The sequence below is a fragment of the Bacteroides sp. MSSM.1001136sp1_RTP21357st2_D2_RTP21359_211015 genome, from assembly GCF_040913205.1.
In the GTDB taxonomy this organism is placed as follows: Bacteria; Bacteroidota; Bacteroidia; order Bacteroidales; family Bacteroidaceae; genus Bacteroides; species Bacteroides ovatus.
The window spans coordinates 63,170-85,650 of sequence record NZ_JBDFVF010000018.1; the positions used below are offsets into that span (position 1 = coordinate 63,170).

The 22,481-nt window shown below is 39.0% G+C and carries 12 protein-coding genes; all 12 read right to left on the bottom strand.

What is annotated here, in order from left to right; translation table 11 throughout:
- Positions 1–100: 100 nt before the first annotated feature.
- Complete coding sequence (locus tag AB5217_RS12935) at positions 101–1,483, bottom strand: SGNH/GDSL hydrolase family protein (RefSeq protein ID WP_032844434.1); 1,383 nt, start codon at positions 1,481–1,483, stop codon at positions 101–103.
- A gap of 49 nt (positions 1,484–1,532) precedes the next feature.
- Positions 1,533–2,666 carry a glycoside hydrolase family 130 protein gene (locus AB5217_RS12940; RefSeq protein ID WP_032844433.1) on the bottom strand — a complete coding sequence of 378 codons (1,134 nt, stop codon included), beginning with the start codon at positions 2,664–2,666 and terminating at the stop codon, positions 1,533–1,535.
- 176 nt (positions 2,667–2,842) lie between these two features.
- Positions 2,843–4,999 (bottom strand): GH92 family glycosyl hydrolase, encoded by a 2,157-nt coding sequence (locus tag AB5217_RS12945; RefSeq protein WP_032844432.1) that lies wholly within the window; start codon positions 4,997–4,999, stop codon positions 2,843–2,845.
- Between the two features lie 29 nt (positions 5,000–5,028).
- Entirely contained in the window at positions 5,029–7,302 is a 2,274-nt protein-coding gene (locus AB5217_RS12950) for a GH92 family glycosyl hydrolase (RefSeq protein ID WP_368112719.1), read from the bottom strand.
- Positions 7,303–7,356: 54 nt separating this feature from the next.
- Positions 7,357–9,345 (bottom strand): sialate O-acetylesterase, encoded by a 1,989-nt coding sequence (locus AB5217_RS12955; RefSeq protein ID WP_050486401.1) that lies wholly within the window; start codon positions 9,343–9,345, stop codon positions 7,357–7,359.
- A 211-nt stretch (positions 9,346–9,556) separates the two neighbouring features.
- Positions 9,557–10,882 (bottom strand): DUF5005 domain-containing protein, encoded by a 1,326-nt coding sequence (locus AB5217_RS12960; RefSeq protein WP_032844429.1) that lies wholly within the window; start codon positions 10,880–10,882, stop codon positions 9,557–9,559.
- 18 nt (positions 10,883–10,900) lie between these two features.
- Positions 10,901–13,990 (bottom strand): SusC/RagA family TonB-linked outer membrane protein, encoded by a 3,090-nt coding sequence (locus AB5217_RS12965; RefSeq protein ID WP_032844428.1) that lies wholly within the window; start codon positions 13,988–13,990, stop codon positions 10,901–10,903.
- A gap of 6 nt (positions 13,991–13,996) precedes the next feature.
- Positions 13,997–15,760, bottom strand: a complete 1,764-nt coding sequence (locus AB5217_RS12970) for a RagB/SusD family nutrient uptake outer membrane protein (protein ID WP_032844489.1) — start codon at positions 15,758–15,760, stop codon at positions 13,997–13,999.
- An 11-nt stretch (positions 15,761–15,771) separates the two neighbouring features.
- The gene (locus AB5217_RS12975; RefSeq protein ID WP_032844427.1) at positions 15,772–18,894 is read right to left on the bottom strand and encodes a SusC/RagA family TonB-linked outer membrane protein; all 3,123 of its coding nucleotides are present in this window, start codon (positions 18,892–18,894) and stop codon (positions 15,772–15,774) included.
- A 51-nt stretch (positions 18,895–18,945) separates the two neighbouring features.
- Positions 18,946–20,010, bottom strand: coding sequence for a DUF4961 domain-containing protein (locus AB5217_RS12980; protein WP_032844425.1), 1,065 nt, complete (start codon positions 20,008–20,010; stop codon positions 18,946–18,948).
- A 17-nt stretch (positions 20,011–20,027) separates the two neighbouring features.
- Positions 20,028–20,483, bottom strand: a complete 456-nt coding sequence (locus tag AB5217_RS12985) for a DUF5004 domain-containing protein (RefSeq protein WP_032844424.1) — start codon at positions 20,481–20,483, stop codon at positions 20,028–20,030.
- 21 nt (positions 20,484–20,504) lie between these two features.
- The gene (locus AB5217_RS12990; protein WP_032854329.1) at positions 20,505–22,358 is read right to left on the bottom strand and encodes a RagB/SusD family nutrient uptake outer membrane protein; all 1,854 of its coding nucleotides are present in this window, start codon (positions 22,356–22,358) and stop codon (positions 20,505–20,507) included.
- Positions 22,359–22,481: the final 123 nt, after the last annotated feature.

The following is a 22,481-nucleotide window of genomic DNA, read 5'->3' on the forward strand; positions in this document are numbered from 1 at the left end:
GAGAAAAAATACTCATCGCAATGAGAAAAAGTTCTCATTATAGTGAGAATTCTTTCTCATTACGGTGAGTATTCTATCGTATTTCTACGCTGTTATCACATCAGACCTTTCTAAGTAAAATCTTTCTTACAACAGGCTTATTTATTTCATAAATTTTATTGATAAGAACATCCATTTCCTGTTGGCGAGCATCACGGACAGCTTCAAACATCATCTTTGAATACATATCACGACGTCCCTTCAACCAAACGTTTTTATCCAAGTTTTCATCCATCACCTCGATCGCTTTTCTGTCGTCAGCATACAACAATCCCTTTTGCTGGAAAAAGCCGAATTCACACCACGCATATTCTCTGAATGTTCTTTCAATTTCCCAACGATATTCATTCAAGTGCATCACCGTCAATGCTTGTTGGTATTGGGGAGTTTTGGATTCAGCAGCAAGATTAATGCCCTTTGCCAGTTCATCTCCACTCCAGATTCCAATTTCTTCATCGTCTATCAACAACTTATAATTGCCTTTCAGTCCTGTTACTTTCAACGTTTCACGGTTCATCTCTTCCATAAAAGGAACAACTTTCAGCACTTCTGCCTGGCTCTTTTTCTGTCCCCAACCACGGGCAATAGTATCTAAAGGATAAGGAAGAGCTTCTGCCAAATAGTCAAAACTCAAATCTTTTCCGTTCTTCTTTATATTTGAAACGGTACAATTTTCCGACTTAACGACTTGTTTTTTATTAGCATTAATCTCCATATCCGCTACTTCTTTACCTACAAATCCCTGGGCTTTCAGGAAAAGATAGGCCATTACCATGTGTCCGTCGTTATCGGGATGAATACGGTCACTGCCACAAAGGGTAAAGGTAGGATCTTTCTGCTGATATTGCTGATTAATAGCTGTCATAGGAGCATTTAAATCGGTAAATTCCCAATTATTCTTAGCTGCCGATTCTTTCTGATATTCAACAAGCCGTTTGATGGTTTCATTTTTTGTCTTGAACGGTGTATTCTCTTTCAGTTGTACGGTTTCATCATACGGAGAAGTTCCGACCATCACGATACGGGTATCAGGAAGATCTTTAAAACGCTTCTCCATCTGCAGGTAATTCTTTATACTTTCCTGATATTTCTGCTCACCGAATTCTTTGGGCTTATCACCGTTATATTCAAAATATCCGGAATCATTCATACCAAAAGTAACCATCAACACGGAAGGTTTCATCGCAAAAATATCACCATCCAGGCGTTTGTTCATATCATAGGCCGTGTCTCCACCAATACCACCGTTGAAAACACGGATAGGCATATCCGGAAAACGGGTCATATAGTATAACCAGATGTATGAATGGTAATGCCCACCATCCGTTATACTATTTCCCAGAAACACTGCTCTCTCACCCTCCTTAAAAGGTTTCACAGTTTGTGCAAACGCAGCAGTACATGTCATACAAGCCGCTGCAATCAATACAAAAAGTTTTTTCATGTCTTAATTTCTATTTTATAAACTGTTATTTTCATTATGAACGTTTTCTTTATTTTTTGAGAGGATCATATACGGCAACTGCCACGCGTGAATCGGCACAGCCATAATATAAGAACCATTTCTGATTGTAGAATACAAGTCCTTCTATAAATACGGTTCCGGCTGGATATTGTCCGCTCTTTTCAAAGTCTGATTCGGGAATATAGAAAGGCTTATCCAAGCGATCGATTAGTTTAGTAGGATCTTTGGCATCAAATAAGGCTTGTCCGGCGCAATAAGAGTTGGCTGTATACAGTGTGTCTCCTTCTGCGCCCGATTTATTTTTGCCGTTATAAAATAAAAGGATTCCTTTGTCAGTCAGGATGGCAGGAGGACCACATTCGGTCAGGTCACTGTCGAACTTACCTGCGCGGGGAGTCATCACTTTCAGGAATTCTCCATTTTCATCCAACATCGGTTCCCAGTTGACAAGGTCCGTGGAAGTGGCTACATTCACAAACTTTTCTCCCCAGTACATCCAGTATTTGCCGTCAATCTTGGCAATCACTTGTTTGCCGTCAATTAATTTGGTTACGATAGAGGCAGATTTGGAAAATTCATCTATGAATCTTCCGTTGTATGCTTTTGCGAAAGCCGGTCCATGTTTTTCCCACGTTTGAAGATCACGCGAGGTGGCCACTGCCAAACGTGCCTGTTTGCGGTTCCATTGTGTGTAATGCATTACGTAAAGCCCGTCTTCTGTTACAGCAACACGTGGGTCTTCGCAACCGCCGGGATTTTCCAGTTCTTTCTGACTATCGTCTGCCGGATAAAATACAGGTACGGACATTCGTTTGAAGTGTAGTCCGTCGTCAGAAGAGGCATATCCCAAACGGGAGGTACGTGATCCGATACCGGTTGCCGAGTTATCTTCAGCCCGGTAGAGGACTACTACTTTTCCATTATAAACAGTGGCAGCCGGATTAAACGTATCACTCGCTTCCCATGCTACTGAATCCTGTCTCATCGGACAATAGAAAAAGGTTGTAGTGTCAGGAGAAATAATCGGATTAATACCTTCCGGACGCTGGAAATCTGCCCATGCCCAATCCGGGAATTCAGATGTCTGCTTCTTCCCGCCACAGGAAGTGACTAATGCGGCAGCCACCAGTAGATAAGCTATGTTTTGTAGCTTTCTTTTCATTTTCACGTTTGATATTATAAATAAGTACTTTTACAAAATAATCTTAGATGGTTAGGAGGCACGGATTACACGGATTTCACGGTTTTTAGAGTGATGAATATATAGAACAACAGCGTTAATCCGTGTAATCCGTGCCTAAATTTATGATATAAACTTATATGCCTCGTTAATTTGCTTTAAGGAAAAGAGGGAGGTGTCACTTTAGTTCCCCACTTCACGTCAGGCTTGGACGAGGTAGTGTATTCTATCGTAGCCCCATTATTCAGTTGATCCCAATCGATCCATGTACTGTCATACGGTTTACCGTTTAGCTTCATGGACTTGATATAAATATTCTTTTCCGAACCGCCTTTTATCACCATATCCCCTTTCTTCAAATGAACTTTCACGGATGAGAATATCGGAGTGTTCACCGTAAAGCCTCCCACTCCCGGTATTTCGGGATAAAGACCGATACAAGCGAACACATACCAGGCGCCCATCGTCCCTAAATCATCATTGCCCGGCAGACCATCAATTTTACTTGAATACTGTTCATTCAATACACGGTTAATAATCTCCTGTGCTTTATAGGGAGTTCCAACCCAGTTGTATATCCAAGGAATGTGAAAACTCGGTTCATTGCCGGAAGCGAACCAGGCATCATTATAGCCGGCATCCAGACGAGTAAAGAATTCATCCAGGCGTTTTTCTGCCGCTGCTTTGCCTCCGATAATTTCTATCAGTCCGGCAATGTCGTATGGCACCATCCAGAAATAATTCTTATAGGTCGATTCACGGAAATCTTCAGTCAGTGGTTTCCACGAACCATCCGGATTACGTGATTGCAACCATCCGGTTTCCGGGTTATACAGATTCTTCCATGAACGTGCGAAATGGAAATAACGCCAGCTTGCAAACTCATCTCCTACGGCATGTAAGGCAAATTGTGCGATTGCAAAATCAGCGGAAGTATATTCTAGTTGTATAGAAGCGTTGTAATATCCTTTATCCAAATACTGTTTCAGTCCCGGACGAGCCTCAACCTCCTGTGACATTGCTCCCGGTTCTTCCGCTCCTTTTCTCATGGTTTTGAAAATTGGTTTCGGATCATAATTGCGGGCACCAAAAGCGTAAGCATTGGATATCAGGATAGGAGTCGGATCTCCTTGCATCACGCCGGTCTCTATATTAGCCATCACCCAACGCGGGAAAGCACCACCAGCCTCTTCGGCAAACAATTGGTGAGAAATAACAATATCAGAGGCTACTTCAGGATCAAGGATTGACAATAGTTGAATCTGTGTACGATAGGTATCCCAGTTGCTAAAAGAAGTATAGTGCTTGGAACGGGATTTATGCACTTTGAAATCAGCTCCCATGTATTCCCCATTCACATCACTACATACGTTCGGGTGAATGAATGAACGATACAGATGGGTATAAAATTGAGTGGTACGATCCGGATTGGTTCCTTCTACTTCAATCTTACCCAAATAATGATTCCATTTGGATTCTGCCTGATTCTGAATCTGCAGGAAATCCCATCCGGTATTCTCCGCTTTCAGATTCTCGCGTGCATTTTCTACTGATACATAAGAAACCCCAATCTTATATTGGATATTTTTCTTCTTATTTACATCAAAAGTAAAATAGACTCCGGAGTATTCTCCTTCAGCAAAAGTCGTGTTCGGCTTCAGTTCATTTCTTTTCCATGTTCCCGATTCCAACGCATCCGTATCAAACTCTGCTACAAAATAGACTTTATACGGTGTACGGAGTCCACAGAAATTACCGCCTTCTGCATATCCTTCACACTTATTCGGTGCAGTAATAACGATGGCGGCCTGCTCTATCGGAGTAGCAGAAATACCTCCACCGATAATTACCGTACCATATTGCTGATCGGCCGGATATTCATAACTCGCCATACCAGTTCTTTCGGTCACAGTCAGTTTAGCTTTGATGTCTTCCTGCACCATTGCCTCATAATAACCTGCATGTCCTTTTTCTTCAGAGATATTGATACGATAGTTGAGAATATTGTCCGGAGACATCTTCAGTTTGCCTTTTACCGGAAAAGTAGGGAAGTTGCCCATGTGTTCGCAACCGCCGCCACTCAATTGGTTGATGACGAATCCGGAACGTTTAGAAAAGTAAGAGGGGGTAAACTGCACCATTCCATAAGGGTAGGTGGCTCCGGGATAAAGATATCCCGAAGTCAGACCCACACCTTTCGTTCCTATCAGGGTATTTACCTGACGGGAATAATTACTCCCGGCGCTCTGCGCCGAGAGACTCCCCCACCCTCCAATCAAAACCAATAATAAACCTGTTAAAACTTTATTTTTCATACTGTATTCTCGTTACACTTTTTAGTTTCTTATTCTTTCGACAAAGAGAAAGGAGCGGCATACTTCGACGTACATCGTTCTTTATTCGGCTGACTCCCCATTTCGAAGCGGATGATTCCTCCGTCTGCTATATCGTCGTATCTGATAAAATTCTTATCCAACACACGTCCATTTAAGGTAGCAGACTGGATATAGAGATTCTCTTTACTATTGTTGTTCGCTTCAATCACGAATTTATTGCCGTTTTCCATCGTTATAGTAGCTTTCTTAAATAACGGACTGCCAATTACATACTCATCCGTACCCGGACAAACGGCATAAATGCCTAATGAGCTCAAGATATACCATGATGACATACCGCCTTGGTCTTCGTCTCCCGGATATCCTCTTTCTGTGGAATTATACAATCTTTCAACGATCTGGCGTACCCAATACTGGGTTTTCCACGGTTGACCGGCATAGCTATACAGATAAGGCATGTGCTGAATCGGCTGATTGCCGTGTGCATATTGTCCCATACCCGCCAATTCCATTTCTTTCATTTCATGGATCACTCCTCCGTAAGTTCCCGGTTTAATAGTGCTGGGAAGGGTGAATACCGAATCCATTTTGGTCGTAAATCTTTGGTCGCTTCCGAACAAGTTTATTAATCCTTCTACATCATGGAATACGGACCAGGTATAATGCCAGGCATTACCTTCGCAGAAAGGTCCACCCCACTCCAACGGGTCAAACGGTTCCTGCCATTTACCATCAACGCCTTTTCCACGCATAAAACCGATAGACGGATCGAATACGTTTTTATAATTATACATCTGACGGGCAAAGACTTCCTGATAATGTTTGTTTCCGGTCATTTTAGCCAGTTGGTAGCCACAGAAATCATCGTATGCATATTCCATTGTCTGTGCACTCGATCCCATTGATTCCGGATAAGGAACATATCCCAGTTCAAAATATTCTTTCCAGAAACTGCGTCCGTTGGCGCCTCCCCAAGGACCTTTATTCATGGCTTCGTGTGCGTAGGCTTTCAAAGCTTTCTCCGGATCAAAAGTCCGAATCCCTTTTGCCCACGCATCTGCCAGTAATGAAATGGAATGATTACCCAACATTCCTCCTGTTTCTCCGGGAGCTGACCAGGAAGGTAACCATCCGCATTGTTCTTGTGCGGCAAGCAAGGCATTCATGTAACGTCCCTGCATAGTAGGATGCAAAATATTAGTTAATGGAAATTGAGAACGGAAAGTGTCCCAGAATCCATTATCGGTGTACATATATCCGTCATATACTTTACCGTCATAAGGACTATAGTAATAAGGTTCTCCGTTTGCTTTACGTTCATAGAATTTGCGTGAAAAGAGATTGGCACGGAACAGGCAGGAGTAGAAAGTTTTCATTTGTTCGTCTGTTCCACCTTCTACCTGGATTCGGTTCAATAATTCATTCCACGTTTTATGTCCACGTATTTTGGTGGCTTCCAAATTCTTATCTTTACCCAGTTCGTCGTTCAGTGTAATCACAGCCTGCTCTGCGCTGATATAGGAAGAAGCAGCCTTTGCCTGTACTTTCGATCCTTTCTTAAATTTGATATAAGCACCATAGCCTTTGCCTTCTCCTTCCAACTTTTTAGGGAAAATCTCATCTTTCTGATTTTCCCACATACCGTAATCCTCAAATGCTTTATCGAACTGCACTACAAAGTAACTACGGAATGTCTTAGAGTTATTTACAAAACGTTGGTTATTCACCCAACCGGAAATTTGTCTCTTAACCGGATCAATCTTGATTTCACTCATATCTGTATATCCGTCAATTACCAGATAGGCGTCTTCGGTAGAGGGATAAGAAAAGCGTAAATGTACACCACGAGTAGTTGGAGCCATCTCGGTTGTAATTCCATTATCCAGCATCACTTTATAATAATGCGGCTTGGCAATTTCATTATCATGGCTGAACTTCGTTGCCCGCATCTCCTGATTAACGACTAACTTCCCTACCATCGGCATAAAGGAATACACCGCATAATCACTCATCCACGGGCTACATTGATGTGACTGGCAGAATCCTCTAATATTATCTACTGCATATTGATATTTCCAGCCTTCTCCATTTTTCCCTGTTTGGGCAGACCACGTATGCATGGCATAAGGCATACCGGTAGTAGGGTATGTATTTCCATAACTTAATCCGAAATGAGAGTCGGTACCTTGCAGTGTATTGACATATTGCACAAGGTCTTTCATTTGGGCATATATTCCTGTCGAAATAAAAAGAAAGATTACTAGATAAATTAGTTTTCTCATGGTTATTCTTTAATGTGTAACGTACTATTTTTACTGATAAATAGATTGAATGAATCATTTATTGTCGAAAGTGATTCCCGGCCAATCATCCGTACGGAATGGAGATGCCGGAAGATTGGCTCCATTATACAAATTACAGATCGGATTATCAGCCCATGCGTATCTAACAGCTATCGGGAAAGCAACTTCCGGTGAAGATACAACGATGGTATTACCCTCAATCACAGCATCAGCCCAATGAAATTTATGATCAACACCGGCAATGGTAAATCCCTTTATTACTTCGTTATTTGCAGTCTTCAACCCACCATCTGTATGTTTGAAATAAATACGGATCTTATTACCTTCCATCTGATACGTATCATACATTGGACCGGAATATGGTATTTTCTCACCATAAGTCTGTGCCCGCGCAGCCAATGCCAAACGTCTGCCGACTTCCTGCTTATTTTTCGGATGAATATCAAAAGCATCACCTATATCAATTGTCACAGCCATTCCTGTATTTGCAAGATGCAATGTTCGTGTTTGAGCTTCTCGCAATTCAGCCCAAGTTGCATCCACTGGAGCTGTCTGTTGAGCTGTGAAACTTGCCAGTTGCACCATGTAAAATGGAAAGTCATATCCCCAACGATCCCGCCAGTCTTTTATCATTAATGGCATCAATTCACGATATTGATATGCCTGTCCTGTGTTAGCTTCTCCTTGATACCAAATCGCCCCTTTTATACTATAAGGAATCAACGGATTCAGCATCGCATTAAATAAGAAGCCAGGAATATTCGGTTCATTGGCTGTATTAACAGGCATCTGTGGAATATCCTTAATATTCAAAGAAATTTGATACTTCCAATCACCGGCCAATGGTATGGCATCCAATTGGGAACGATGAAGTGAAATACTTTCAGGACTTCCATTTATACCACCCGTACCTCCTGTATCCATAACACGCACAGCAATCACTGCTTTACCACTTTTCACCAACTCTTTGGGTATCTTATAGCTTCTAGGGGACATCCATCCCTCGGTGTGTCCTACTTGCACGCCATTGAAATAGGTAAAATCATTATCATCAATTACTCCGACATTCAACGTCAGTTCTTTGCCCTCCCATTTCGCCGGAATATCTATTGTTTTTCTGAACCAAACGATACCATTAAATCCTTTCAAACCTTGCTCTTGCATCAAACCAGGCACTCTCATTGTTTTCCATGCACTGTCTTCAAAGTCTGTAACTGTCCATATGGCTCTGCCATCCACAAATCCTTTATCAATCTTTTCAATCTCCTTTTTCCAATCTTCCACATCTGAATGAAATTTCTTTTCACGATCTTCGGATGAAATCGGAAGTTCTTTCAAAACATCAAGTTTCTTCTGCATATCCGGCATTGTTGCTAAAGCCTCTTTACTCGTCCATGTCTCAATATAGGTACCTCCCCAAGAAGTATCTATCAAGCCGATTGGCACATTCTGATACTTATGTAAATCACGTCCGAAAAAATAACCGGCTGCCGAAAAGTCTGCTACACTTTTTGATGAACAAACCTGCCAACCATTTCCTGCTGCTTTAATGTCATTTATTGGTAATGGACTTGTTGCTTTCTCTACCAATAAGAAACGAATATTCGGATAATTGTCCGCCTCCTCTTTTTCTTGCTGATAGTTCATCACTTTACCCCAACCTTCTACCTGCATTTCCATATTGGATTGGCCGGAACATACCCATACCTCTCCGATCATCACATTAGAAAGTTTCACTTTTTTCCCATCGGAAATTATAATATCATAAGGTCCTCCAGCTGCCGGAGTGGTTACTTTTGTATTCCACTTACCTCGCGCATCAGCCTGAACTGTATATTTCTTCTGATCCCATGAAGTAGTGATTACTATTTCCTTATCGGGTTTAGACTCACCCCATATAGGAGCTTGTGTTTGTTGCTGCAACACCATGTTATCCGAGAATATCGGAGGCAAGTTCACCTGCGCTGATAAACTAGTCACACATAATGACCAGAATAATGAAAACATATACAACTTATTCATTCCTAAGTATACTTTTATCAATTTACAAAATATTTATTATAAGAACGAATAAAAGGACATTTACCACTAATATCTATTATTTAGATTTCCCGATTAGCTAGCCTGTGAGTACCCGGGAATATCTCTTTCAATAATATTTAAGAGGATCATTTCCTGTTTATAAAGCTTAGAAATGATCCTCTTAAATGAATGAAATTAATGCCTATCAGATTTATTCTTTAAAAAGCATTTCCCAATTATATACACGGTAGAAGTATGGACGATAAAAATCCGCACTACCTACTGCATTAAAATTTCCTCCAAAGCCATCAGCTGGGTCTGTATTAGTAGAAAATACTAATTCACCTTCTCGTGATAAATGAGGATGTAAATTCACCATATATAAATTACCATAAGTCTGCACACCCAATTTATCCAAAGTATTTGGAAGTCCGAATAAGGTTTTACGATCTGTAAAAGGTCCATAAGGCTTATCACTCCGGAAAATATACATTTCACGCCCAAACCATTTAGCTTGTGCTACCATATAATAGCTATCTCCTTTCTTAAAAACCCAAGGCATACTACAATCAGTTTCTTGAATTTTGGAAAGAGCAACTTGTTCCTGCGTCGGATAAGCATTTTGCCAAGAATATTCTCCTTCTTCATTGCATACATAATATTCCCATGGGCTATCTAAACTATGTGTAGCTGTACGTGCAACTATAATATTATAATTATCATACGTACCATATAAATAAATATGTCCGTCTTCATCTTCATATAAAGTAGAGCCATATCCATAAATATCAGCATCATTAAAATGATGATTCACACTAATGAGTTTCATATAGTTTTCATCACCCGGCTTCCCTTCTAAACTATAAGTAGCCAGGCAAATACCCTCGTGCCTCATTTGATGTTCTTCATCAGTATTATCTACTCCATTCCAAAGAACCTGTAATTGATTATTATAAACAGTAGCATCACCCGCCCAATATAACCAATTTTGATCAATATCTCCTTCCTGAATCTGTTCATCTGTTTTGGACGCCTTCGGATGACGAATATGAGTACGTGCCTGATAATAGCGTGGAGCATTCGGATCAGTAGTCTGGATAAAATCAGCTAACCAAACAAGATTTTCTTCTTTATCACCTGGCGTTTGTACCATAATCGTGTTACGAGGGAAGTTCACCTTGTTTCCATCACGTGACCGAGTTTCCCCATCTACTACTCCATACCAACTATCATTAAATGACCAAAAGGTATTTCCATCAGGCAACTGCGTCGTCAACACTCCATCACCTCCATTCCATCCTAAAGTACGAGTAAACAACTTGTCATATTTCTTATCTTTAAAAGCTACCACATAATCATTACGTTCCAACAGTTCTAATTCCCATGCCGGATTTATATTATTTAATACATTTTCTACTGCATCATCCTGCGGGGTATTCTCGTATTCCAAAGGAAAGGCTTCAAATTTGTCACAAGCTTCAATTGTTCCACACAACAAAGGAAGTAATAAGAACTTTCCAACTTTATATTTATTCATAACTATATCTTTTAGTAATTAGAATGTCAATTGTACACCTAAATTCACAACACGTTGATTCATGTATGCATCACCAGCCGTATTTGTTTTTATTTCCGGGTCTTGCTGATACTTATCATAACCTGTAAATGTTAACAAATTGTAAGCATTTACATAGAAACGAATATTATCGATAGCTTTCGGCAATATCTTCTTTGGAAGCTGATATCCCAAATCGACAGTTTTCAAACGAATATACCAAGCATTAATCAACCAGAAATCAGACATATAAGTACTGGCACTATTAATTGTAGAAGGATTAGTCGTCAAGCGCGGGAAACCAATTTCTTCACCATTTTGATAGCGTTCCAATGTCCAACGGCTAGTATGAATAGGCTGAAACTGACTCTTAAATGATTCAATACCTGTACCATTAATAGCAAAGCTATAATCGAATGAGCCCTGAAATAATACATTGAAGCTAAATCCTCGCCAATATCCACCAAACGACCATCCCAAAGTTGTAGAAGGCAAATTGGGCTTACCAATAGCACTTTTATCATAATCATCAATCGTTCCATCATTATTCAGATCGGCATATTTCAAATCACCAGCTTGTACAGGAATATCTGTATAGGGAGCTGCTGGAGCATCTGAAGCACCGGCCCGTATCTTCGCAACATCTTCTGGAGTATAGTACCCAATCCATTTATAACCAAAGGGCTGATTTAAAGACTTTCCGGTCGCAGCCAACCATGGATATTTTTGTTGAGCTTCGGCTTTATAATCGACCCTATTCTTTGCATAAGAGAATACCAAGTTTGTATTGAAATCAAAATCACCGAATCGATCTTGATAGCTAATCTGACCATCGAAACCTTGATTAGTTGTCCTTGCTATATTATTTGGAGAAAAACCGATACCAATAACTAATGGAATGTATTCTCTCGTCACTAACTGGTCATAGCGCTTATCTAAAAAGTAGTCAATAGTAAATGAAAATTTATTTAAAAAGTTCATATCCAAACCAACATCAAATTTCTTCGCCTTTTCCCAAGTAGCATTAGGAGTTCCCAAATCACCTTCCTTATACGAGTCAGTAAGTTTTGGATAATCGCCAAAAGAGTAACCATCACCCTTCTGATATACCTGATCATACAAATAACGATTGCCCGCTGCCACATCCGAACCAACAAGACCGTAAGAAGCTCTAACTTTCAAAAGTTGTATTTTATCTGCCAGCCAATCTACATTTTTAAAGAAGTCTTCTTCTGAAATAGCATAACCAATACCTACAGCTGGAAAAAATCCGAAACGATTACTCCTTCCGAAACGGTCGGTTCCGTTATAGGCCATATTGAGATCTATCAAATATTTACTTTTATACTTATAACCCATTGTTAAGGTATATCCTTCAAAATTGTTGGGAACAGCTGCTGATACAAGACCATCTCTGTCTACTGTAGTAGTTTGAAGATTATACAGAAACATAGCACTGACATCATGATCTCCTCCATTAAATACGCGTGCATAATTCACCGAAGCTTGAATATTCAAGTCTTTTGTAGCCTTTTCCGTACCACTAGTCACAGAAAACGTTCCATACTCATATACTTTATTAGGATTAATTACATATCCATTAGTTGACGAATCATAATGATAAGTAGGATATTGAGATCGGTTTGCCTGACGATGATTTTCGTCTACACTCGAATATGCCAAGCGATAATTAGCAGAAAGTCCCGGTGTCAGAAAATCCATTTTCCAAGTAGCTCCATATAGAATATTATTATCATTACGACGGGTACGCTTATATCCTTCATTTGCTAAACGAGCATTCAATGTTGGTCTATATCCTTCCGTATCATTCAAATAAGCATAAGAACCATTCGGATTTAATACCGGAGCTGAATAAGGATGCATTTTTGAAAAATCATAAATTTCACCTGTCGCATTCATATTACAAGGCTCATTGATATTCATAAAACGCGATGATATATCCAAACGCATACTCAAATTATCCGTCACAGCAAAGTCAATATTAGTACGATAATTGAAACGACGGTAAAAATAATTAGAATTCACTCCACTATCCTTCGTCCCAAAGTCTTTCACCATACCATCTTGCGTAAAGTAACCAGCAGAAACAAAATATTTCAACCTTTTAGAACCACCGGAAACATCCACATTTACATTTTCCTGAAAAGCACTTTTCTTAAAAATCTCATCATACCAATTTACATCCGGATGGCCATAAGGATCTGTATGATCCCTGAAAGCCATCACATCTGCTTTTGAGAATAGTCTGGGCATCCCATCATTCTCGTATGCTTCATTCACCAAAATGGCCGTATTGTATGAGTCCAAAAATTTTGGAGTACGTACTGGAATCTGCATACCACCTTCTAAACGTACATTGATTTGAGGCTTACCCTGTTCTCCTCTTCGGGTCTTCACCACCAATACTCCATTAGCTCCCTTAATACCATAGATAGCCGTTGTAGAAGCATCTTTCAAGATAGATATACTTTCGATTTCATTCACATTGATTTGAGACAACTGTTCATACGTATACTGAACATCGTCCACTATAATCAATGGCTTATTACCATCATTATTCAATGAACTCACACCACGAATAAAGAAATCAGAAGCATCTTTGCCCGGCTGTCCGGATTGCTGTTGGCTAAAAAAGCCCGGTAATTTTCCGGTTAATGCATTCTGCAAGCTACTAGTCGGTACATTACGTATTTCACGTGCTTGTATACCACTAACAGCTCCAGTCATCGTAATACGCTTAGCTTTACCATAAGCTACTACCACTACCTCATCAAGATTCGTCAAGTCTGGCGTTAGCTCTACGTTCCAATCCCGCTGGTTCCCGACCTTCACAGTAAGTTTCTTAAAACCAATATAAGTGAATTCCAACACTTCACCCTTATTTACCTTCAACTGATAATTACCGTCAAAATCCGTAATTGTACCAATTGTCGCATCCTTCACTTTTACATTTACTCCCGGAAGCAGTTCACCATCTGTGGAAGACACCTTTCCTTTTACTGTTATCGATTGTCCAAAGGCAAACGCAAACAGGTTTATACTTAATAATATTAAAAGTATTCTTTTCATAACATATTACCAATTCGGGTTTTGAACCATATTTTTATTCTTTATCACTTCCGAGTACGGAATAGGATAGAAGTAACGTTTCACATTAAACGTAGTAGACAATACATTTATCTTATAATAAGTCGTTACAGCACCAGAAATTTGAATATTTAAACCTTCCAGAGGTTTCTCGAAAACTTCTTCAGCTATTCTCCAACGACGGATATCCCAATAGCGTTGTTCTTCAAAAGCCATCTCAATACGTCGCTCGTTTTGAATAATTTTACGCATATCAGTTTTATTTATCGACCCTAATGCTCCTAAGCCATAATTATCATCTTCATCGATACCCGCACGTTTCCTCAACGCAATAATAGCATCATACACATCTTGTGAAGGTGCCGACTGATATTCATTCAACGCTTCAGCATAATTTAGCAATACCTCTCCATAACGATACATCACCCACAAGTGTAGTGCTTCACTATCATACTCGCTTTTCGTTTTATAATCTTTCATGAACTTAGATATATAATAACTAGTTCGGCTATATTCGGCCCCTGAAGGATTATTCGCTCCACCGAAATTTGTTTGAAGCTGCGTATTCAACCAAGAAGAACCATGATGCAATACTGTTAACTCTAAACGGGGATCACGATCTCTATACGGATCATTCTTCTCATTATATTCATATTTTGTACTATTACCCGGAGTTTTTCCATCTTTCATTAAAAATGATTCCACTAAATTTTGTGTCGGATTAGTATTTCCATATCCCAACGCATTTCCGGAAAATCCCAATGGACCATTAGCTGTTTCAAAACCTTTTCCTTTACCTATAGGACGAAAGAAAATCAATTCCGGATTATTATCTGAACTATAAAATTCTGTAGATATTTTACGGAAATCATCTGTCAAATCCAACGTCTTTTTACCATTAGGACCAAACTCATCAATTAAATCTTTAGCTGCTTGAGCCGCCAGATTCCATCGTTCCGGATCATAAGAAGCATATCCAATCAATTCATTTCCAGGTTCTATAGGTTTCTCATTAAACAACGGACTAGCCGCATATAACAATACTCTGGCTTTCATTGCCATACAAGCCTCTTTTGTTGGTGCATGTGCATAGTCACCGCCATCCGACATCGGTAATGAACGAAGATCATTTTTAATTTCATCCAATTCACGAACAATATAATCAATGCATTGAGCAAATGTATTCCGGGGAAGCTCTATATCATCATTCAAATCGTATACTTGATCACCCACCAAAGTAACGCCGCCATAACGTTTCACTAATTCAAAGTAAAAGTGGGCTCTCAAAAAACGAGCTTCCGCTTTCATTGTATAATTCAATGTTTTTACCTCTCCCAACGCATTCGTATATTTCATGTTGAAAGGCACTACGTCAATATTATTAATCAAGATATTCGCTTTACGGATCCCTTGATAATATTCACCCCATTCCATATCTGTTACACGAGTCAATGCCGAATAGCGTCCAACTAACAATTTATAGACTGCTGGGTCATTATTATTGACGGAAACAGCATCATCCGAAGCAGCATCTAAAAAATCACCATCCACCCGATTGTATCCACTATATAAATGTTCATAATAGATATTGTTCAGAAATCGTCTGGATTGTACACCAGCCGAATCGACTTTGGAAAACAAATAATCAAGTGTGAATTGTTCCACTGGTTCTTTCTCATATCCATCGTTACAAGCCGAAGCCATGAACAACAAACATGCACCAAAAAATGTTAAATATTTATTTCGTACCATACAATAATTCATTAAAATCTGATATTAATACCTGTACTAATACAACGTTGTAACGGATAGCTTGTGAAGCTAACTTCCGGGTCAACTAAATCGCACGCAGACTTCGTAAACAAGTTTTGTCCATTGACAAACAGTTTTACACGCAAACCGCCCAAATTGTTACGACAAAATGAATCGGGTAAGTTATATCCCAAACTAATATTCTTCAATCGGATATAGTTTCCGGAACGTAACCAGAAAGAGGAGTTCCAGCCATTACCACGATTATAATTATTTCCACCAGCCGTCAGTCTTGGGAACGTAGCAGTTTCAGCTGTTTCCGGAGTCCATCTCCCTAACATATTTTCATAAGCCTGACCATAAAATTGACCATTTTGTTGGAAGCCCTCAGTCAGAGTCACATCACCTAAATAGTAATCACGATTATATGCTCCTTGCCAAAGCATAGAGAATTCTAGTCCTTTCCACTCAAAACCCAAATCAATTCCAAAGTAAGAATACGGTTTATCGCCACCAATTACAGTACGGTCAAACTCATTAATCACTTTATCACCATTCAAGTCTTTGTATTTAATATCACCTGGCTGAATATTATTAAATCCTTCGATTACCGGACTATTTTCTATTTCTTCTTTGGAAGTAAAGAATCCATCGGCTACCAATCCGTACATGACTCCTACAGGACGCCCTGTCTGACGCAAATATTCTTCTGGAACATACTGTTCGTCCATATAGAGCAATTTACTTTGGTCACAACTCCAGTTAGCAGAAATATAATAATTGAAATTGCTCACACGGTCTTGATAAGTCACTGAAAGTTCTCCACCATAACGACGCACCTTACCAATATTTTCTGACGGATAATACTGTCCAATTAACTGGATACTTTTGCCTCTGTTTTGGAGCAAATCAAAATATTTGTCATTATAATAATCTGCGGTCAGTTTCAAACGGTTATCAAATAATGATAAATCAACTCCCACATTCAATTTATACGCTTTTTCCCATGTCAAGTAAGGATTTGCCAACGGAGTATTTTCCGTTGTTAGATTTCCCATACCCAAGTTTATTCCCATTGGGTAACCAGCTGCCACGTTGCTAGAAAATGTTTGTCGATATCCATAATAACCTGAATTATCCATACCATTCCCCGTCTTACCAAATGTTCCACGTAACTTTAGCTGATCCAACCAATTAGCATCCTCCATAAAATTTTCTTTGCTCACATCCCAGCCAAGACCAAATGCGTAGAAAGTTCCCCAACGGTTACCCGGAGCATAACGATTGAAATAACTTTCACTCACAGCAGCCTGTACAAAATATTTCTCCGCATAATCATAAGCTACGTCACCTATAATATTGGAAGGCAACTGGGGTAAATCATAATTGACCAAGGTTTGACGAGTATCGCTCATTAAAGTAGCTTTTACTCCATGTTTTCCAAAGCGCCGATTGTAGTCGACAGCAATCTGACCATACATTTGTTGATAGCTAGTCACTGAATTAAAAAAATTAGATTGTGTATTTGTGGCCCCATGCAAAATATAGGATTCTTTCCCTTCTTTATCAAATCCATAAGCATATACCGGAGCACGTTTGCTTCTTTGAACATACGAACGGTTCTGAATAGAGACATTACCCACCATACGAACTGACAGACCTTCCACAAATTTACCAAAATCATATTTCAAGTTAACACCTCCCACCATATCTCTCGCGCTATCCTTGATATAGCCTGAGTTAATCGATTGAGACATCAGGTTATTGTCAAACGTTTTATTACCACCCCACGTTCCATTTGGGTTTTTAATAGGATAAGCATTATTAGGAGTATTATAAATAGAATTTAATAAGTTCCCATAAGATACTCCAGGTTGATTACCATCTTCCACACGACCAAGTAAAGTTACTTTTGCTGTAAAGTCATCAGTTATATTGATGTTCACCTTCGAAGTAATCATATAACGTGAATATGATAAATTCGTATCGTGGGCATCATTATCTGTGGGATTTGCAAACAACCCTTTTTCACCCTGATAACCAACACTTACAAAATATTGTGTAACCCTATTACCTCCTGTTACATTTAGATTATATGCTTGTGTAATAGCATTTTTATTCAATATTTCATCGAACCAATTTATATCAGGATGTGTGTAAGGATTAGAATGTGTACGAAACTTATTAAAGTCATCGTATGAATAAAGCGGATCCTTTCCGTCATTTTGCAATGCTTCATTCAACAAATATGCATATTGATATGCTGATAGAGGCTTAGGAGTTTTTAATGCACTCTGTACGCCGAAACGTCCCGTAAAAGACAATTGAAAACCTTCTTTAATCGGCTCTTTAGTTGTAATTAGTAAAGTACCACGCGAACTGCGCATGCCCAAAAACATTGATGACAACGCATCTTTCTGTACAGATACCGACTCGATAGCTTCGGGATCGAGTGAATATAGTTCTCTCTGGATACCATCAACAACTACGATCGGAGCATTGCCACGTGAACCGACACTGAATTCAGTGTTATCACTATAAAATCCCTGGCCAAACAAAGGTATAGCACCAATCAAATCATTTCTTGAATTAGCAGCAATCTGATGCGCACGAGCTCCTGCATACTGACTAACATTCAAACCTGCCATACGGCCTTGCAAAGCCGGTAAGATAGTTGTCCCCATCATAGATGACAACTCGTCCGTATACACAGTAGCAGCAGATCCTAAATAGTTTTTCTTATTTTTTGGTTCATAAGGACCACTAACAGTTCCCTTGTCTTTGATAAATTGTTCATTTAAAGTCACCTTGAACACACGCTCTGTATTCTTCAACTTATTAACCTTAACTTCTTTGTGAATGAACTCCGGATGTGACAAACGCAATACATCTCCTTTTTTCATTTGAAATGTAAAAACTCCATCAATCCCTGTTATAACTTTAAAATCACTATTTTTCATGGTGATCGTTACATCCGAAACCGGATTACCATATTGGTCAACCACCTTACCAGTAATATTAGCACCACCTACTTCCTGTGCAAATACTTTTGGAGACATCATTCCCCAAAGCATACCCATGGCAAGCAATACAAAATAAAACCGTCTACTTATTTTAGTTACTATATTATACATATAATTTATCTATCTTTTAATATTAATAAAAAGAACAAATGCTTGATGGCTTTATTCACAGGCAAGTTCGCAAATAAAAGGTTCTTTTTCACCTTCTACCTCTCCCCCTTCCGCAGCTATTTTATCATCAGTACCCGTAATGCTAAGTGTACCATCCTTATTTGTAAAGATGTACTCAATACGGGTGATCGTTTCCCCCTCTTGAATTCCAAAATATTCTGCCGGCCAAATTGTTAAATTAAAGATATTACTAAGAAAACTGTCTTCCTTAGGCATCAACGTCTTTGCACTCTTTTCTTTTACTTCATACGTATTGCCATTATCTGTATATGCTACAGCTTCCAAATAGACAGCAGCCTCCTTAAGGTTATTGGTATATGTATCACCTAGGAAAGTGAATGTCACAAAGTCATCTTGTAATGCTGCTAGCGGTTCAACTTTATTATAGTGAAAAGCACAGAAATCAGTTACTTCGCCTACTCCTTCTACCACTTCGAAGCAATCGTTGCTAGGTACATACTTTTTGTATTTCATACCGTGTTCGTCATTTGCAGGAAAGTCGTCTTCCGCAAAGTTAATGAAGAAAGCAGGCTTAAAACGGAGATTTTTAGGTCCGGTTTTACATTTCAAAGTTATTTTGATAGTAGCATTCTCATGCTCAAGCATCGTATAGATCTTATTCGTACTAAAAGCTACCCATTCCATATCGTTCAACACATTGGTACCCACACCATATTCAGCCCTTAATACTTCCGACCAAGGTACATCCACATTTTTGGGCACTAATTGGGGGTTAACAGGTGACATGGGCAACGAAGTAACTCCATCTTCCTTACCTGTAGCCGTATAGGTTACAGTTGTATTCTCACGTGCATTCCAACTTTTCGGAACCAAGATTGCCATAAGAAATTTTTTCGTTTGATTTTCTGCACAGTCAATATGAGCATCAATAGTAAAAGTTGCAATTTCTCCAGCTTTTGCCCAATAAATGGGATTCTCTTCCGTGCCTTGGTTGACATTAACTTTATCAAGATAAACACATCCGACTACAACAAGCGCCATCAGAATGCTACTGCTTACCCAAGCAATCCTATTTTTTTTGATATTCGTTTTCATAAAATTACTTTAAAACATTATTCTGTTACTTGCTTAAAAGTATATACATACTTATTTGTATGACATCCCGGACTCAAAGTGATAGACATCTGACGCTTTCCATTTACTGTTCGAAACCCAATAAGCGTCTTTATTTCTTTCTCTGTCCCATTTTCTTTAAAAAAAAGATGAAACGGATATATGGGATCATCTACACTCCAGCTACCATTACCTTTCACTATAAAAGGTAAATAGTTTTCTATTTTATATGTATTATCTTCATTCAGCACAATATGGAAACGCGTAAAATCCATCATATCCGTAATGTCCACTCCATTTCGAGAAACAGCTGATAATTGCCAGTTGGCATTTATATTTTTAGCTACTTCTGAATAATTATCAGGGGTTATTTCGTCTTTAAACGTATTGCAAGAGCTAACAATTATTGTTAATGCAAAGAAAGCCCCCATTATAAATCGCACATTTAATTTCATACTATACTCTATATCTTAAAATTATTCATAATAAGGATTTTGTATTAAATCTTCAGACTTCACTATTTCTTTATAGGGAATAGGAAAGAAGTACATCGCTTTACGGAAAGTATGTTTACGGACCGGAACCACCTTACCTTTTTCTGTTATAGTTTTTGTTATTTCGAATCCATGCATCTGCATATTTTCAGTATCTTCAGCAATCATCCATCGACGCACATCAAAGAAACGATGTCCCTCAAAAGCTAGCTCAATACGACGTTCCAAGCGAATAGCGTCTTTCATTTTCCTGTAATCTGTTTCTACACCCTCTTCTAATCCGTACCTACCATCATTTCCAGCATCGATACCAGCACGTTCACGAAGTACTTTCAATACTTCAAATGGACTTATAATTTGTTCTCCTAAAACATCTTTATGATCTGGACCGTAATATTCATTGACTGCTTCTGCATAATTCAACAGAATTTCAGCATAGCGAATCAAGTCGAATGCCTGTGAAGTACCTACAAACCAATTTCCAGCTAATTGACGATGACTAAATTTCCGAATATAATATCCGGTCGGCGTACCACTTCCAAAAGCATCAGTAGTCGATCCCACTCCTTTATGAGTATAGACGACGTGATCTTTATCACCTCCACTCATTATTACACTACCATTCCAAACAACTGTATTAGCAAAACGTGGGTCACGTCCTTCTGCTGGTTTCATGGGATCATAAGGATATTTATCGCTTTCCCCTATTTTCTTTCCATCTTTCATCGGGAACTGTTCTACTAAGTCGTGATAAATATAACCTCCATTACCGTTACCACCACACGTGGGAGGACCAAACAATGCTTCACGTTGATTACCTTCCCCTGGCCTGCATTCGAATATCATTTCGCAGTACGATCCATTTGAATACGTCACATAGGCACCATCCGACACTTTACCAAAGTCATTATTATGGAAGATTGCATAAAATCCCCATCCCGGTTCTGATCTTCCTGGATTGTATCCATCAGCTTCTACATGACGCGTGTAAATAGCATAACGATTCAGTTTTATCACATCGAGAGCTGCATCAACAGCTGCCTTCCAACGTTCTTTATCATAATTAGGATGACCTATCAACTCTTTTGGGCAATTAGTAGATGTACCAAAATCACTACCATTGAATAATTTACTAGCTTCATATAAACGAATACGCGAAATCAGCCCCTTACATGCGCCAGCTGTGGCGCGTCCATTATTCATACCGCTGAATACAACAGGCAAATCTTTTGCAGCCAACTCACATTCGTCTACAATATATTTCACACAATCAGCATATGTGTCACGCTTTGTTTTCATATCATCTTCTACCTCATATATGGTATCACCAAGCAAAGGCACTCCACCATAATGACGTAACATCATTGCATAATACCATGCACGCAAGAATCGGGCTTCCGCCTTATACTGAATCTTAGTGGATTCAAGTAACGGAGCACCATCTACATACTTCATAAATAAATTCACCCTTCGGATATTAGTATATGCCTTCTTCCAAACATCATCTTCCAATACATTAAGCGAATTAATAGTCCCGGTTGCAAACATTACATCATTAGTAACATCAGAGACTACTTTATAAGCAGCCTCGTCACAAGCAGTCTGCAAGCCTCCATGTTCTTTTGTTACCCCCAAAATATTAGTAGTGTATCGATTGGGCTTAACATCATAACCAACATCTACATAAATTTGAGAAAGGAATCCTGCCGTATATGCACTATCTGCAAAAACAGATTCCCGATCAAGATCCGTCGTCTCAACTTGCTCTAAATTAGCACAAGATGAAAACAACCATACACCTGCAATAGGTAAAAATAAATAAAACAAGCTTTTCATATACAATAGAAATAGCGGTTAATAAATCGTTTATAAACTCTGTAAACAGTAATATTCATTATTATTAGTTTTTTTTATCAGATTACATTTGTTCATTTTCAATTAGAACGATTAAAAAACAAT